General features: G+C 68.4%; 13 protein-coding genes. 8 read left to right on the forward strand and 5 right to left on the reverse strand.

Annotation, left to right across the window (positions count from 1 at the left end; translation table 11 throughout):
• Positions 1-4 precede the first annotated feature (4 nt).
• From KOR34_RS24460 to KOR34_RS24470, 3 genes are all read right to left on the reverse strand, one after another.
• Positions 5-853 (reverse strand): TIGR01457 family HAD-type hydrolase, encoded by an 849-nt coding sequence (locus KOR34_RS24460; RefSeq protein ID WP_146568760.1) that lies wholly within the window; start codon positions 851-853, stop codon positions 5-7.
• Between the two features lie 362 nt (positions 854-1215).
• Positions 1216-1587 (reverse strand): DUF6768 family protein, encoded by a 372-nt coding sequence (locus KOR34_RS24465; RefSeq protein ID WP_146568761.1) that lies wholly within the window; start codon positions 1585-1587, stop codon positions 1216-1218.
• Positions 1588-1622: 35 nt separating this feature from the next.
• Positions 1623-2189: an RNA polymerase sigma factor gene (locus KOR34_RS24470; protein ID WP_197531718.1), complete on the reverse strand. Its 567-nt coding sequence runs from the start codon at positions 2187-2189 to the stop codon at positions 1623-1625.
• Between the two features lie 152 nt (positions 2190-2341).
• Between KOR34_RS24470 and KOR34_RS24475 the strand changes: the two genes are divergently transcribed.
• Positions 2342-4408: a thioredoxin domain-containing protein gene (locus KOR34_RS24475; protein ID WP_146568763.1), complete on the forward strand. Its 2067-nt coding sequence runs from the start codon at positions 2342-2344 to the stop codon at positions 4406-4408.
• A 189-nt stretch (positions 4409-4597) separates the two neighbouring features.
• Here the strand turns inward: KOR34_RS24475 and KOR34_RS24480 are convergent, their stop codons facing one another.
• Entirely contained in the window at positions 4598-5980 is a 1383-nt protein-coding gene (locus KOR34_RS24480; protein WP_146568764.1) for a sulfatase-like hydrolase/transferase, read from the reverse strand.
• A gap of 158 nt (positions 5981-6138) precedes the next feature.
• Between KOR34_RS24480 and KOR34_RS24485 the strand changes: the two genes are divergently transcribed.
• The 7 genes from KOR34_RS24485 (at position 6139) to KOR34_RS24515 (ending at position 14684) form a co-directional block, all read left to right on the forward strand.
• A complete protein-coding gene (locus KOR34_RS24485) occupies positions 6139-6777 on the forward strand; it encodes a hypothetical protein (RefSeq protein ID WP_146568765.1) in 639 nt (212 codons plus the stop codon).
• 134 nt (positions 6778-6911) lie between these two features.
• Complete coding sequence (locus tag KOR34_RS24490; RefSeq protein WP_146568766.1) at positions 6912-9188, forward strand: hypothetical protein; 2277 nt, start codon at positions 6912-6914, stop codon at positions 9186-9188.
• Positions 9189-9433: 245 nt separating this feature from the next.
• The gene (gene hpf / locus KOR34_RS24495; RefSeq protein WP_197531719.1) at positions 9434-9799 is read left to right on the forward strand and encodes a ribosome hibernation-promoting factor, HPF/YfiA family; all 366 of its coding nucleotides are present in this window, start codon (positions 9434-9436) and stop codon (positions 9797-9799) included.
• A gap of 171 nt (positions 9800-9970) precedes the next feature.
• Positions 9971-10447, forward strand: a complete 477-nt coding sequence (locus KOR34_RS24500; RefSeq protein ID WP_146568768.1) for a PTS sugar transporter subunit IIA — start codon at positions 9971-9973, stop codon at positions 10445-10447.
• Between the two features lie 45 nt (positions 10448-10492).
• Positions 10493-10807, forward strand: a complete 315-nt coding sequence (locus KOR34_RS24505) for an HPr family phosphocarrier protein (RefSeq protein ID WP_146568769.1) — start codon at positions 10493-10495, stop codon at positions 10805-10807.
• A gap of 375 nt (positions 10808-11182) precedes the next feature.
• Entirely contained in the window at positions 11183-12925 is a 1743-nt protein-coding gene (gene ptsP, locus KOR34_RS24510; protein WP_146568770.1) for a phosphoenolpyruvate--protein phosphotransferase, read from the forward strand.
• A gap of 88 nt (positions 12926-13013) precedes the next feature.
• On the forward strand, positions 13014-14684 hold the full coding sequence (locus KOR34_RS24515) for an Rne/Rng family ribonuclease (RefSeq protein ID WP_146568771.1): 1671 nt from the start codon (positions 13014-13016) through the stop codon (positions 14682-14684).
• A 39-nt stretch (positions 14685-14723) separates the two neighbouring features.
• On the opposite strand, the gene KOR34_RS24520 is transcribed toward KOR34_RS24515, so the two are convergent.
• The gene (locus tag KOR34_RS24520) at positions 14724-15137 is read right to left on the reverse strand and encodes a hypothetical protein (RefSeq protein WP_146568772.1); all 414 of its coding nucleotides are present in this window, start codon (positions 15135-15137) and stop codon (positions 14724-14726) included.
• Between the last annotated feature and the right edge of the window lie 159 nt (positions 15138-15296).

Below are 15296 nucleotides of genomic sequence, written 5' to 3' on the forward strand. Positions count from 1 at the left end.
GTCCCTACTGGGCTGCCCCGGCCCACTGGAGGACCTCCGAAGGGGAGTCGTCCTCGCGGCTGCGGACCTGCATCAGCTCCTTCATCAGCATCTCTTCATTGCACAGGTCGGCAATCGACTCCACCACCAGGTCGGGCTGGTAGGCGAACCGCGCCAGGTCTTCGCGGCTGGTGGTGCCGGTCAGCACCAGCACCGTGCGGTAGCCCATCTGCACACCGCCGATGATGTCGGTCGACATGGTGTCGCCGATCATGATCGTGTCGCTGGTGGTCATGCCGATCTCCTTGCGGGCGGAACGCATCATCACCGGGCTCGGCTTGCCGACGCTGAACGCCTGGATGCCGGTCGCCTCTTCGATCAGCTTCACGATCGCCCCGCAGCCCGGGCGGGTGCCGGTGTTGGTGGGGCAGTTCGGGTCCAGGTTCGTGGCGATCAGCTTCGCGCCGTCCAGGACCATCTGCACCGCCTGCTCGAGCATCTCGAACGACAGCGTGCGGCCCTCGCCGACCACCACGTAGTCCGGGTGCTTGTCGACGATCGAGTACCCGTTGGCGTGTAACGCGTTCAGCAGGCCGCCCTCGCCGATCACGTAGGCCGTGCCCTCGGGCTTCTGCCGGGCGAGGAAGCGGGCGGTCGCCATGGCGCAGGTGTAGATGTGGTCCTCGCTCACCGGCATGCCCATCCGCACCAGCTTGGTCGCCGTGTCGCGGCGGGTGCGCTGGCTGTTGTTGGTGAGGAACAGGAACGGGATGTCCCACTTGGTAAGCAGCTTGATGAAGTCCACCGCGCCAGGGATCAGCTGGCTGCTGCGGTAGATGACGCCATCCATGTCAATCAGAAAACCCTTTTGCATCGCATCGTCACTTATAACGGGGAGGCCGTCTCGCCGGACGGCTCAGAGAGGGACCGAATCCAGGGCGGTCCGGTCGGGGCGGGGGCCGCGTGGGCCTGCTTAGGAAGGACCAGTCACGTACGCAACCAGCGTGCCACAACGGCGCAGGTGGCGAACGATCACCCGCAGACTGCGTTATTCAGTGGGATCGGGCGGAATCGCCGTCAAACCGCCCATTCCGGCTAACCGAAAAGCTAGCGTGCTGGTTGCCTAGTTTGCGGGCAGCTAGCGATGGGCGGCCGCCACTGTTTCGGGCTCGGCCCGCCGCACGGCACGTGGGGCTGAGCCGTGCGGGGTCGCCGGGCAGCGGTCCGACCTATCGCTCAGCGGGCGAGCTTGTCGATCTTCAGCTCCAGCCGCTTCACTTCGCGGATCACCGAGTTGCGGCGCCACTCGCCCCAGATCCAGACCTTGGTGGTGCAGATCGACATTGCGCAGCACAGGAGTCCGGTCGCCCAGGCGATCTGAATCTTGGTGGTCGGCTCCTGGAAGAACTCGTAGCCGCACCACACGCCCAGCGCGAGGTACAGCAGCGAGAGCAGCATCGGGAAGATGGTCATCCACCTCCGCCTGCCGCGGAAGCTCTGAAGGAGATCCTCCGTGAGCGGGCGGTCGCCGAGGAAGGCGTCGATCGATTCTTCTTCCTGACGGACCGCGTCACGGATCAACGCGTCGGCGTCTTGTTCGGTGCTCATCACGCTACTCCTTGGGTTGGAAGGGTCCTGGGCTGCTAGGGGTTCTCTTGATCCCGCTCGATCGCGGACTTGAGCCGCTGCCGGGCGTGGTACAGCCGCGACTTGACCGTGCCGACCGGGAGGCCGGCCGCCTCGGCGATTTCCGCCAGCGGCATGCCGTCCGAGTAGTGCATGGCCAGCAGCGTCTGGTCCTGACGGGGCAGACTCTTCAACATCCGCCGCACGGCGTCCCGACGGTCGGTCGTCGTGTTGTCGGCGGCGGGCGTCGGCGGTTCGTCTGTTAGCGGCTCGGTTGTGTTGCGGCTGCGCTGCCGGCGGCGGATCCAGTCGGCGCACCTCCGGGCGACAATCTGGTAGGCCCAGCGGCGGAAGCAGGCCGGGTCGTCCAGGCGGTCGAGCCCGCGGACGATGCCGAGCCACGCCTCTTGGGCGGCCTCGGCCGCGCCGTCGGCGTTGCCGGTGAGTCGCATCGCGTGCCGGCCGAGCCGGGGGCTCCACCGCTCGACCAGCTCTTCGAGCGCGTCCTCCTCGCCGGACTGGGCCCTGATCACCAGCCACTGGTTGTAGGCGTCGTCGGCGGGCGGGGGGGCGTCGGTAGGCATGCGCGGCAGCGGGTTACTCTCCTGGTCGGCGAACGGCCGCCGCGGTTCACAGGAATCCGGGAATTCTGCAAGACCCGCCGCGTTTGTTAGCATACGGGCTTGGCCCGGGCTACCGACGCCGTCCCCTCGCCCTTCCCTCCCACGTAAGATTCATGCCCAACCGCCTCGCGAACGAGTCCTCCCCCTACCTGCTGCAGCACCAGGACAACCCCGTTGACTGGCAGCCGTGGGGCGAGGAGGCGCTGGCCGAGGCCGCCCGGCGGGACGTGCCGATCTTCCTGTCGATCGGCTACTCGGCCTGCCACTGGTGCCACGTGATGGAGTACGAGAGCTTTGAGAACCAGGCGATCGCCGACTACCTGAATGAGCACTACGTGTCGATCAAGGTAGACCGCGAGGAGCGGCCCGACCTGGACCAGATCTACATGAACGCGGTGCAGATGCTGACCGGCCGGGGCGGCTGGCCGATGAGCGTGTTCCTGACACCGCAGCTCAAGCCGTTCTACGGCGGCACCTACTGGCCGGCCTCGGCCGCGCGCGGCATGCCCGGCTTCGACCAGGTGCTGGCGGCGGTCGTCGACGCGTGGCAGAACCGCCGCGAGCAGGCCGAGCAGACCGCCATGGAGCTGACCGAGAAGATCCAGTCGCTCGCGCTGCCCGAGCGGCGCGAGCAACAACTCGACGGCCCGCTGCTGGTCGGCGCGTGCGAGCGGCTGGAGCGGGACTTCGACCCGCAGCACGGCGGCTTCGGCGGCGCGCCCAAGTTCCCGCAGCCGATGAACCTGCAGGCGCTGCTCCGCGGGTGGCAGCGGACCGGGCGGCAGGCGCTGCTCGACATGGTCACCACCACGCTCGACAAGATGCACGCCGGCGGCATGTACGACCACCTGGGCGGCGGCTTCGCCCGCTACAGCGTCGACGAGCGGTGGCTGGTGCCGCACTTCGAGAAGATGCTGTACGACAACGCCAGCCTGGCGGTCGCGTACCTGGAGGGCTTCCTCGCCGCCGACGAGCCGCGGTACGCGCAGGTCACGCGCGAGACGCTCGACTACGTGCTCCGCGACATGACCGACCCGGCCGGCGGCTTCTACAGCGCCGAGGACGCCGATAGCGAGGGGCACGAGGGCAAGTTCTACGTCTGGAAGCCGGAGCAGATCCGCTCGGTGCTCGGCGAGACCGACGCCGACCTGTTCTGCCGCGTGTACGACGTCACGCCGATCGGCAACTTCGAGGGGCAGAACATCCTCAACCTGCCCAAGAGCATCGACCAGCAGGCGCAGCTGCTAAAGCTCGACCCGGCCGACCTGTCCCAGCGCCTGGCGGCCATGCGGCAGAAGCTGCTGGCCGAGCGCGCCAAGCGGGTCCGCCCGGGGCGCGACGAAAAGGTGCTGGTCAACTGGAACGGCCTGATGATCGACGCGTTGGCCAGGGCGGGCGCCGCGCTGAGCGAGCCTCGCTACCTGGACGCCGCCCGCCGCGCCGCCGACTTCCTGCTGGCCGAGCTCTCGCCCAAGCCGGGGCGGCTGCTGCACACCTGGGCCGGCGGCCGGGCGAAGCTGAACGCGTACCTGGACGACTACGCCGCGCTGTCCGGCGCGCTTATCAGTCTGTACGAGGCGACCTTCGAGGAGCGCTACCTCGACGCCGCCGGCGGGCTGCTCGACACGGTGCTCGAGCGGTTCACCGACCCGGCCAGCGGCTCGTTCTTCTACACCTCCAACGACCACGACGAGCTGATCACCCGCACGCTCGAGCTGACCGACAACGCCACGCCCAGCGGAGCGTCATTGGCGACCACGGCCTTGGTGCGGCTCGGCAAGCTGACCGGCAACGAGGCCTACCTGGCCGCGGCCGACCGGGCGCTGCAGGCGTCGGCCTCGATGATGGAGCGGGTGCCGATCGCGATGGGCCAGATGCTGGTCGCGCTGGACCTGTACGCCGGGCCCACGCCGGAGCTGGTGTTCACCGGCCCGGACGCCAAGCGGCTGGCCGAGTCCACGCACCGCCGCTTCCTGCCCCGCCGGGTGATCGCCTGCCGTCCGGGCTCCGGCGGCGGGGGCGACGCGCCCGGGTCGCCGCTCCTGACCGGCACGTTCAGCGGGCGTGACGCGGCCGCCGAGTCGAGGCTGTACGTGTGCGAGAACCACGCCTGCCAGGCGCCGGTTGAGGGGAGCGAGGCGATCGTCGCGCGGCTGAAGGAGCTGACCGAAGAGCGTTAGCCTCGAGCAGCAAGCAGGAGACCCTCCAGCCGACAGATTACTTCTGTCGGAGGCGCCACGCTGAGCGTTGCCACGGGAAGCTATAGAAAACCAGCGCTTTGGCGGTGGCAAGCAGTGGGGGCTTAAATCCGGGGCATCCGACGGATGTAATCCGTCGGCTGTTGTGTGTGCGTTTAACGTAGCCCTGCGCTACTCTCGTTCGACTGCCCAGTCCCGCGGCGCGACAAATCCCTCACGGCCCTCACCATACGGCAAGCTCTGCACGTCGGAGGTCAGCGATTCGAATGCGGCCAGCTCGCGTCGGAGCGCTTCGGCGACCGTGGGGTGTTGGTCGGCCAGGTCGGCGCGTTCGGCCGGGCGGGCGGACATCTCGAACAGCTTGCCGTCTTTCAGCTTCCAGTCCTGGGTGACAACCGCGTGGTGGCCCAGGTAGAGCGACCGGTCGGCGGGCGGCGCAGAACCGCCGAGCAACGGCAGCAGGTTGACGCCATCGATCTCGTTCCGCGGCGTCGGCGCACCACCGGCGGCCGCCAGCAGTGTCGGCAGCACGTCGATGTATGCGGTCAGCGCGTCGAGCTTGCGTCCGCCTGTGATGCGGGCCGGCCAACGCACGATCGTCGGCACGCGGACGCCGCCCTCCCACACGCTCCCCTTGGCGCCGCGCAACGGCTTGTTGCTGCCGCCGTGCTGGGGCGTGCCGCCGTTGTCGCTCAGGAACCACACCAGGGTGTTCTCTGCCTGGCCGCTTTGGTCGATCGCGTCGAGCACCCGGCCGACGCCCCGATCGAGCGCGTCGACCATCGCGCGGAACGTCTGCCGCTTGGTGTTGCCACGCCCCCTCAGGTCGGCGGCTGCGTTTTTGCTGCCGAACCGCGGCCGGTCAGGGTCAAAGCCCTGCCGGGCCAACGCCTGCTGTTCGGCCTGCAGCGGCGAGTGCGGCGCGTTAAATGGGACGTAGAGGAAGAACGGCGCCTCACCGCGGTGGTCGCCGATGAACCGGACCGCCTCGTCGGCCAACAGCGTCGTCGCGTAGCCCTGGTCGCGGCTGGGCTGGAACCCACGGTACCAGTCGAGCTCGCCCTCACGCTCGTGGGTGAAGTAGTCGATAGCGCCGTTGAGGTGACCATAGAACTCGGTGAAGCCGCGCGACAGTGGGTGGTACCGGCGCCGCGAGTGCCCCAGGTGCCACTTGCCCACGCACGCACGCCGCTGGTAGCCGGCTTCGGCGAGCAGCTCCGGCAGGCACTGCTCATCGGTCGACAGGCCGAAGTCCCGCCAGGGAGGAATGACGTCGTTGTGCAGGCCGAAGCGGTGAGGGTAGCGGCCGGTCATCAGCCCGGCCCGAGTAGGAGAGCAAACCGGGCAGACGTAGAACCGATCGAGCTCGACGCCGGCGGCCGCCAGCCGATCGATGTGGGGGGTGTTTACCCTGGCGTTGTGGTAGCCGACATCGTTCCACCCGAGGTCGTCGGCGACCAGCAGCACGATATTTGGCGGCGCGGCGACCACTTGGTCGCAGCACGCCGTCGCGAAAGCTGCCAACACCGCGCCGCGCCAAATGAGTCCCGCCATCACTGCTTCTCGCCAAGGGGCCAATGCTGGTCCATGTCAACGGCTCCGGGAACGGCGTTCTTGATTGAGCACGCCGGGGTGGGCGATTAGACTCACGAGGGCGTCGCCTCATCGCTCTGCTTGTCACCACAGCTGTCCGCTTGCCGAGAGCTAGCCTAATGTATCGCAACACGCTGCTGATTGCCTCCTGCTCGCTGCTGCTTTGCGCGTCACGCTGTGCCGCGTTTGGTGTCCCAGAGCCGGTCTTCGTGATCGAGCCCGACAACTATGCCGACGGCACGGTGCTCAACAGCATCTCGCCGCTGGTGACGCTCTCAACCGGCGCGTTCAGCGACAATCGCCCCACATTTGATGTCGTTGCATCGACCGACCCGCAGGACGCGTCGACCGGCGCCAAGGTGTTCGCCCACGGCGGTGGCGTCTCGTTCTTCAACTCCGGCCGGACATTCCGGATGGACTTCCCCAGCCCGCCACGCAAGGTCGAACTCGACTACATCGCCAGCGGCTTCTTCGACAACCTCTACCTGGGGCGGATCGAGGGGTACGACACCGCGGGCAACCTGATCGAGGTCGACGAGACCGCGCTGCTCGCCGGCGGGCAGTTCGAGACGCTCACCCTCTCGGCGCCCGGCATCGCCTACGCGGTCGCCTACCCGCCCGAAGACTCGTTCGGCGATTTTGACTTCCTGCGGATCACGGCGCCCGAGCCAACTGGCCTACTGCTGGCCGTGACGGCCTTTGCAGTGGCAGCCGGTAGGCGGTCGCGGGCCGGACGGGCCCGGACCTCTATCCAGTGAGCGGCCCTGCAAGCGGGCCGGGAGAATCTGGAACTCTTTCTCAGAATTGTGCACGGATCGGGCCGCGGTTAGCCACTAACAGCAGTGGACGGTCGATATATGCCGCCATTCTGCCTCCAACCGCGACGAATCCCATGCGTCTGACACTCCGCACCCTGCTGGCCTACCTCGACAACATCCTGGAGCCCCAGGACCAGGAAGAACTCTCCCGCAGGGTCGCGGCGAGCGACGTCGCGAACGACCTGCTGCACCGCACGCGGGACGCCACGCGGCGGCTGCGCCAGCCGGCGCCCGACGTGAACGCCAGCGGCCCGCAGAGCGACGCCAACACAGTCGCGGAGTACCTGGACAACACGCTGCCGCCGGACGACGTCACGGAATTTGAGCGGCGGTGCCTGGACCTCGAGACCTTCCCCGACGCCGACTCGCACCTGGCCGAGACGGCCTTGTGCCACCACGTGCTGACCATGGTGCTGGGCCAACGGGCGGATATCGACCCGGCCACCAAGCAACGGCTGTACGCCATGGGCCGTGGCGCGGCGGCCGCGACCGCCGCCCCTCCGGCCGAGCCCCAGGAAGTGGGTCCGCCGGTGCACGAGCACAGCAGCGTCGCGGAGATCCCGGACTACCTGCGGGCCTCGGAGCGGTCGGTTGTCAGCCGGCTGCTGCCAGCGATAGCGGCGTTGCTGCTGCTGGCGGTGACCGCGTTCCTGGCGTTTGGCCCCGGTGGCTGGATGCGCGAGAAGGGCGAGCCGGTCGCCGCGAACAACGGGGCCGCCAGCCCGGCAGAGGCCGGCGCCGCGTCCCCCGAGGAGGGCGAGCCAGCGCCTATCGTGCCGCCGATCGACGAGCCACAAACCGGCGGCGACACGCCCGGCGGCGTGGCGGATGGAGAACCAGAAGACGAGCCCTCCGGCGACCCAGACGAAGTAATCTCGGAGGAGACCGTCGTCGAGGTTGAGGAGCCAATCGACCCGGCCGCCGGCGTCCCCGGCGTGGGCGTGGTTGACGAGGGCATGGCCGACGAAGCATCGGGCGAGACCGCCACGGTGTCCGAGCAGGGGCCCGACCCGCTGGAAGGGGTCGACCCGCCGATCCCCGGTGTCCCAACCGCGCCCGGTGAGGCGTTGGCCGACGCGCCAACCGGAGAAGGCGGCGAGGAAGCAATGACGACCGACCCCGCCGAGGCGGTCGCGTCGGACGACAGCTCCGAAGAGGGCGCCGACCCACTGGAGCCGGTCGAGCCGGAGCCGCCCAAGCGGCTCGGCATGGTGTTCTCCCAGGGCGCGGTGCTGCTGCGGCTGGACGAGGCCACCGACCAGCCGGTCTGGCGCCGCGTCGCGGACCGCGCCGAGGTGATGCCCGGCGAGAAGCTGCTGTCGCTGCCGACCTACCGGCCGGCCGTGGCGTTCGACTCCGAGATCGTGCTCGACCTGTTCGACGGAACCCGGGTCAACGTGGGTTCGCTCGGCGAGTCGACCCCAGAAGTGAACGTGGTCTACGGCCGCCTGCTGCTGACCAACATGGGCAAGACGCCCGCGGAGCTGTCATTCTCGCTGGGCGAGCGGTTCGGCCGGCTCACCCTCGGCGAGGCGTCGTCGCTGGCGATCGAGGTCGAGCGGCTCTTCCAGCCCGGGGTCGACCCGCGGCAGCAGGCCGCGCCGCTGGTGGCGGAGTGCTACGCGCCGGTGGGGGACGTTGAGTGGGCCGGCGCCGACTTTGAGATCAACGCCGCGGACCGCGGCATGTGGATGATCTCCGACCAAGAGGTCAGCGAGATCCAGCCCTACTCCACCGACCCCACCTGGCTGGAGGACCGCACGCCGTCGCGGGTGACCCGCGAGGCGTCCCCCCGCCTGGCGGCCCAGATCCAGGTCGGTCCGCCCGCCTGGACGCAGCTATCGGCCATCAACAACTCGCGGCTCAAGGAGGTGCGGGCGCTGGCCAACATCTGCGCGGTGCACATCGGCCAGTTTGACGCGATCGTCAAGGCGCTGCGTGACGAGGAGCAGTCCCTGTCCTGGAGCGAGGAGATCGCCGCGCTGCGGTTCGCCATGGCCAGCAGCCCAGCCCTGGCCCAGGCGGTGAACGATGAGCTCTACCGCCAGCGGCCCGAAGAAGTAGCGGAGGAGGTCTGGGAGATGCTCTGCGGCTACAACCTGCAGCAGGTGGGCGAGGACCCGGACGCCTGGCGGGTGGGCGCCATGCGGACGCTTATCGACCGCCTGTCCAGCGATCAGCTCGACGTGCGGGTGCTGGCAAACACCAACCTGGAGCAGATCACCGGCCGGCGGGGCGTGTTTAATCCGATCGGCACCTCGGGCGCCCGCGAGACCAGCATCAACCGCCAGCGGTCCCGGCTGGAGTCGGGCGAGCTGAAGCCCGCCGGGCTGACCTCGGCCGCCCCGTAACGCCGGGCAGGGCGAATTCCCGGCCCGTGGGGCTACAATAGCCGGTCCGGGACGCAGCTTTCCCGGAGTTTTCTCGCCCGGCGGGGCCGATTAGTGCCCCGGCCGGCCCCGAACCTGTAGCCCGGGCCGCCGGCCCGAGCTCGGTTCCGTCTTTTTCCCGCCGCCGCTACAATGAGCCTCTTGGCCGCTGCGGCCCTCATCCCCTCTTTGACCGTTATCAGTTACGTATTTCGAAGGAAAACTCGGTGCAGATTAACGTCACGACCAGGCACGGGCACCTGAATGAAGCAACCCAGGAGAAGCTGACGGCGAAAGCGGAGAAACTGCAGCGGTTCTTTGAGCGACTCAGCGCGATCGAGATTGTGGTGGACCTGAAGGACCCCCACCGCCCGCGTGTGGACGTGAATGTATCGGCGGAGCACAAACACGACTTTGTGTCGCACGATCAAGGCGATAACCTAATAGCGGTAGCCGACAGCGCCCTGCACAAGATGGAGGAGCAGCTGCGCCGCTACAAGGAGAAGGTACAAAACCGCCACCGCGACGCGTCGGTCAAGCGGCTCGAAGACGAGACCGTCGAGATGGGCGGGGACGAAGACGGCGATTCCTGATCGCCACCCAACGAGGCCGGCGCCCGGGAGCACCGTTCCCCGGCGGCCGAGCCCCAGCAGAAGAGCCACGGCGGGCGGGCCGCAGCAGATCGACCCGCCGCCCGGCGGGCCCCGGTAGGGCCGTCCGCCGCGCACCAGACACAGCGTAAGACACAAGGAAACCAGTAACCGATGAAATTCTCTGACTTCATCAGCAAGGACGCGATCCGTCCCCGCCTGGAGGCGACCGACAAAGAGTCCGTGATCCGCGAGATGGCCACCGCCCTGATGGAGGCCGGCGAGATCGCCGAGGAAAACTTTGACAGCATCGTTCAGGCGATCATGAAACGCGAGGAGCTCGGCAGCACCGGCATCGGCCGGGGCGTCGCGGTCCCGCACACCAAGCACCCCACGGTCAACAAGCTGTGCGGCGCAGTGGCGGTGAGCGAGAACGGCGTCGAGTTCGAGAGCCTGGACGGCGAGAAGGTCCACCTGCTGTTCCTGCTGGTGTCGCCGCCGGACCGCCCGGGCGACCACCTGCGGGCGCTGGAGAACATCTCGCGTCAGCTGCGGGACGACTCCTTCTGCCGGTTCCTGAAGCAGAGCTCCACCGCGGAAGACATCTGGCAGCTGCTGGAAGAAGCGGACAACAACCAGTTCGGTAACTAGCCGCACCCGTCCGCGGCGCCGACACGCCCTGGCGATGGCATTGCGATGGCCGACGTGCAACAAACACAAGACGTCCTGGTGAAGAACCCGCACGGGTTGCACATCCGCCCGGCTAGCATCGTCGCCACCGAGGCCATGCGGTACGAGTCGCAGATCACGCTTGAGTTAGAGGGATACAAGGTAGACGCCAAGGCGGCCCTGCAGATCATGACGCTGGGCGCCAGAGAAGGCTCGACGATCACTGTCGCGGCGAGCGGGGCCGACGCCCAGCAGGCCGTGCAGAAGATCGCCGAGCTGATCGGCGGCTACTACGAGAACGACGACCACGACCAATCAGCGACGCAGGATCAGGCGGGCTGAGCGGCATTCCAAGCGGCGGCGGCGGGCCCTGCCCGCAGCGACCGCCGGGCGCCGCACGCCCCCGGGCCGAGCGCCGGCTGGGTCGGTGGTCGAAAGCTGGCCCGCCCCCGGCGGGCGAGGCGGCCTTGACGACGCGGCCACCGCCCGCCGCCAAGGCCGATCACTAACACAGACACAACAGCACACCCACAGCCCGGCAGCGCAGGCGACCGCCGCGCAGGCCGGGGCCCGGGAGCGGCCCGACGCGCCGTCCGCCCGTCGCACACGGCGACCGGCCGCGCGCCAAACCCCGGGGGTCGAGGGCGGCGCGGCCGCCCTGGCGCGGGGCCACGCCCCCGACGCCGCGGCCCGGCGGGTTGTGCCCGAAAGGGCGCTATGAAACGCCTACAGGGAATCGCCGTCTCGCCTGGCGTCGCCATCGGCGAGGCGATCGTTCTGGACAACGAGGGGTTCCGCATCCCTCGGAGGTTCCTTGCGCGCAACGTGGTCCAGCACGAGCTCGTGCGGCTGCACGAGGCGATCGCCCGCGTCACGTCCGACATCCAGGAGAGCCGCCAGCGGGTCTCCGAGCAGCTGGGCGACGACTACGCCGCGATCTTCTCCGCCCACGTGCAGATGCTCAACGACCCCCGGCTCCGCGAGGAGCTGGAGGAGATGATCCGCGACCGGCACTACTCGCCCGAGTACGCCGTGAGCCGCGCCCTGCGGCGGTACGCCAAGGTGTTCCAGTCGCTGGCCGGCGACTACATGGCCGAGCGGGCGAACGACGTCTTCGACATCGAGAAACGCCTGCTCCGCCGCCTGCTGGGCGAACGCCGCGAGGACCTGGGCAAGATCACCAGCGAGGTGCTGGTGCTGGCCCGCAACCTCACGCCCAGCGAGACCGCCCACATGAACCCGCGGTTCGTCCGCGGGTTCGCCACCGAGGTGGGCGGGCCCGGCAGCCACACCGCGATCGTCGCCGAGGGCCTCGGCATCCCGGCGGTGGTCGGCGTGGGTTCGTTCCTGTCGGACGTGTCCGGCGGCGAGACCATCGTCATCGACGGCGACGAGGGGCTCATCATCCTGCAGCCGGACGAGGAGACCCTCGCCCGCTACCGCCACGAGGTCGACCACCAGCGGGACATGGCCGTCCGACTGGCGAGCCTCAAGGACCTGCCCGCCGAGACCACCGACGGCGTGCAGGTGCAGCTGCTGGGCAACATCGAGTTCCCCAGCGAGGTGCAGCACTGCCTGGACCGCGGCGTCAGCGGCATCGGGCTGTACCGCACCGAGTTCCTGTACCTGGCCAACAACGGCGAGCCCACCGAGGACGAGCACCTGGCGGCCTACAAGTCGGTCGCCGAGCAGATGGCCGGGTTCCCGGTCGTGATGCGCACGCTCGACCTGGGCGCCGACAAGCTGCCCACCCTGCCCGAACCGGAGGACGAGCGGAACCCGTTCCTCGGCCTGCGGAGCATCCGCCTGGCGCTGAAGCACGTGGACATGTTCCGCACGCAGCTGCGGGCGATCCTGCGGGCGAGCGTGACCGGCAACATCCGCATCATGTTCCCGCTGATCAGCACGCTGATTGAGCTGCGGCGGGCCAAGATGGTGCTGGCCGACGCGATGGAGGACCTAGAGGAAGAGGGCCTGTCGTTCGACCGCGACATCAAGGTCGGGATGATGGTGGAGGTGCCCTCGGCCGTGGTGATGATGGACCACTTCTGCGACGAGGTGGACTTCTTCAGCATCGGCACCAACGACCTGGTGCAGTACACGCTGGCCGTGGACCGCAGCAACAAGGACGTGGCCGGCCTGTACACCAGCGCCGACCCGGCGGTGATCAAGCTCATCAAGATGTCGATCGACTGCGCCAACGAGCACGGCAAGCCGATCAGCATGTGCGGCCAGATGAGCGGCAACCCCCTGTACACCATGCTGCTGCTGGGCCTGGGCCTGCGTAGCCTGAGCACCACGCCCGCGGCGGCGCCCGAGCTCAAGCGGCTGTGCCGCAGCGTGTCGATCCCCGAATGCGAGGCGGTCGCCGAGCGGGTGCTCCGGATGGAGAGCTCCCGCGACGTCAAGGCGCTGCTCCGCGAGGAGCTGCTGAAGCGACTCCCCGAACACATCGAGTAATCACGGCGGCCGGCGCCCGGCCGACGGCCCCCGCGGCCGCCCGGACCCGCCGCCCAACCAACACCAACCAACTCACACCGGACTTCTCATGAAACAAGAAATGCTGATCAACGTCGCGCAGCCGGAAGAGTGCCGGATCGCGATCGTTGAGGACGGCGTGCTCGAGGAACTCTACGTCGAGCGCAGCAGCCAGGACAACTACGTCGGCAACATCTACAAGGGCAAGATCGTCAACCTGGAGCCGAGCATCCAGGCGGCCTTCGTCGACTTCGGCGTCGGCCGCAACGGCTTCCTCCACATCTCGGACGTCGAGGCCCAGTACTTCCGCCAGGGCGGCTACGACCCCAGCCTGCCCATCGAGCCCGACGGCAGCCAGCGCGGCCGCGGCCGCAAAGAAGAAGAAGCCGACGCCAGCGACGACGATGACCTCGACATCGACGAGAGCGGCGAGACCACGGTCGCCACCAAGAAGGCCAGCCGCCAGCGCCGCGTGCGCCCGGGCGTGCGTCCCCGCGTGAAGCCGCCCATCCAGGAGATCTTCCAACGCGGCGACGAGGTCGTGGTGCAGGTCATCAAGGAGGGCATCGGCACCAAGGGACCCACGCTGTCGACCTACATCAGCATCCCCGGCCGGTACCTGGTGCTGATGCCGGCGCTGGGCCGGATCGGCGTGAGCCGCAAGATCGAGGACGACGACGACCGCCGCCGCCTGCGCGACATCCTGCGCGAGCTCGCCCCGCCCAAGGGCCTGGGCTTCATCGTCCGCACGGCGGGCACCGACCGCACCAAGAAGGACCTCTCCCGCGACCTGGCCTACCTGGTCCGGCTGTGGAAGCTGATCGTCAAGCGGATCAAAAACTCCGAGGGCCCGTGCGACATCTACGAAGAGTCCGACATCGTCATCCGCACGATCCGCGACATCTTCACCAGCGAGATCGACGCCATCCACATCGACGAGCCGCAGGCGTTTGAGCGCGCGCGGGACTTCCTGCAGATCGTGATGCCGCGGTACGTCAACCGCCTGCAGCTGTACGAGGGCAAGGAGCCGCTGTTCAACCGCTACAAGCTGGACGAGGAGATCGCGCTGATCAACCAGCGCAAAGTGCCGCTGCGGGGCGGCGGGTCGCTGGTGATCGACCAGACCGAGGCCCTCGTGGCGATCGACGTCAACAGCGGCAACTTCCGTCAGGAGGGCAACCCAGAAGAGGCCGCCTGCCAGCTCAATCAGAACGCGGCCAAGGAGATCGCCCGCCAGCTGCGGCTCCGCGACCTGGGCGGCGTGGTGGTGAACGACTTCATCGACATGCGCAAGGAGAAGCACCGCCGCCAGGTCGAGCGGACCCTCCGCGACGCGGTGAAGCGGGACCGCGCCCGCACCAAGATCCTCCGCACCAGCCCGTTCGGGCTGATCGAGATGACGCGCCAACGGATCCGCCCCAGCCTGAAGCGGAGCGTCTACAAGGAGTGCCCCAGCTGCGTCGGCAGCGGCCTGGTGAAGAGCGCCGAGAGCATGTCGATCGAGGTGGTCCGCAAGCTGATCATGGCGTCCCAGCTGGAGAGCGTGGCGACTATCGCCGTGACGGTCGAGGAGGAGGTCGCCACCTACCTCAACAACCGCAAACGCCGCGAGCTCGCCCGCATCGAGGACGACGGCCAGGTGGAGATCGTCATCCAGGGCCGCGAGGGCCTGGGCGCCGAGCACCTGGAGATCGCCTGCACCGACGCCGCCGGCCGCGACATCCGCTTCGACGCGCGGTAGCGGACGCTGGCCCGGTTGCTCGATCGCCCTGCGCGGACGCTAACCCGATCGGCGTGCGTCCCGCGGCGGGTGGTCGCGCCGCGCCGCGAGCCACTCGACGGCCGCCTGCTCGTCATCGAACATCGCGACCTGGAACCCGGCGTTCGCCATCACGAGTTCCAGGAAGTCGAACGAGCGGTCCTCGGGGTCCTTGACCAACGCGAAGTCGCCCGAGCGAGGCACCTTGATGTCGTCCGCGCGGCGGTAGGCGAAGTTGTACTTCTCGACGTCCGAGGAGACGCTCCGCGTGCCCCGCACGTCGATCAGGAACGACCAAACGCCGCGCTCGGCGCCGACCTGCACAAGCCGCGTCGAAAACTCGATCGCAAACGGTTGAGTGATCGGCACAGCCGCCACTCGGACGAACGCGTAGGAACCGTCCTCCGCAACGCCCACCTCGTACTTGTCCTGCATAGCCTCCACCAGCCGCGCAAATCCCAGCGCGGAATCAAACCAGTTGGCGTCCTTCCCGCCGTCGAAGGTCTGTTCATAACGGCGTCGACGGCGAACGCCAAGAGATCGGAAAACCGCCCCCGTCGGAATCTCCCAGGCGCACCTATCAGGTGTACTTAC

Origin of the sequence: Posidoniimonas corsicana (genome assembly GCF_007859765.1) — a bacterium.
Taxonomy (GTDB): domain Bacteria; phylum Planctomycetota; class Planctomycetia; order Pirellulales; family Lacipirellulaceae; genus Posidoniimonas; species Posidoniimonas corsicana.

What these genes read in the sequence shown, in the direction of transcription:
- KOR34_RS24460 (WP_146568760.1), bottom strand. Translation starts at nt 853, where the DNA reads ATGCAAAAGGGTTTTCTGATTGACATGGATGGCGTCATCTACCGCAGC.
- KOR34_RS24490 (WP_146568766.1), top strand. Translation starts at nt 6,912, where the DNA reads ATGCGTCTGACACTCCGCACCCTGCTGGCCTACCTCGACAACATCCTG.
- KOR34_RS24500 (WP_146568768.1), top strand. Translation starts at nt 9,971, where the DNA reads ATGAAATTCTCTGACTTCATCAGCAAGGACGCGATCCGTCCCCGCCTG.
- ptsP (WP_146568770.1), top strand. Translation starts at nt 11,183, where the DNA reads ATGAAACGCCTACAGGGAATCGCCGTCTCGCCTGGCGTCGCCATCGGC.
- KOR34_RS24515 (WP_146568771.1), top strand. Translation starts at nt 13,014, where the DNA reads ATGAAACAAGAAATGCTGATCAACGTCGCGCAGCCGGAAGAGTGCCGG.
- KOR34_RS24465 (WP_146568761.1), bottom strand. Translation starts at nt 1,587, where the DNA reads ATGAGCACCGAACAAGACGCCGACGCGTTGATCCGTGACGCGGTCCGT.
- KOR34_RS24520 (WP_146568772.1), bottom strand. Translation starts at nt 15,137, where the DNA reads ATGCAGGACAAGTACGAGGTGGGCGTTGCGGAGGACGGTTCCTACGCG.
- KOR34_RS24475 (WP_146568763.1), top strand. Translation starts at nt 2,342, where the DNA reads ATGCCCAACCGCCTCGCGAACGAGTCCTCCCCCTACCTGCTGCAGCAC.
- KOR34_RS24480 (WP_146568764.1), bottom strand. Translation starts at nt 5,980, where the DNA reads ATGGCGGGACTCATTTGGCGCGGCGCGGTGTTGGCAGCTTTCGCGACG.
- KOR34_RS24485 (WP_146568765.1), top strand. Translation starts at nt 6,139, where the DNA reads ATGTATCGCAACACGCTGCTGATTGCCTCCTGCTCGCTGCTGCTTTGC.
- KOR34_RS24505 (WP_146568769.1), top strand. Translation starts at nt 10,493, where the DNA reads ATGGCCGACGTGCAACAAACACAAGACGTCCTGGTGAAGAACCCGCAC.
- KOR34_RS24470 (WP_197531718.1), bottom strand. Translation starts at nt 2,189, where the DNA reads ATGCCTACCGACGCCCCCCCGCCCGCCGACGACGCCTACAACCAGTGG.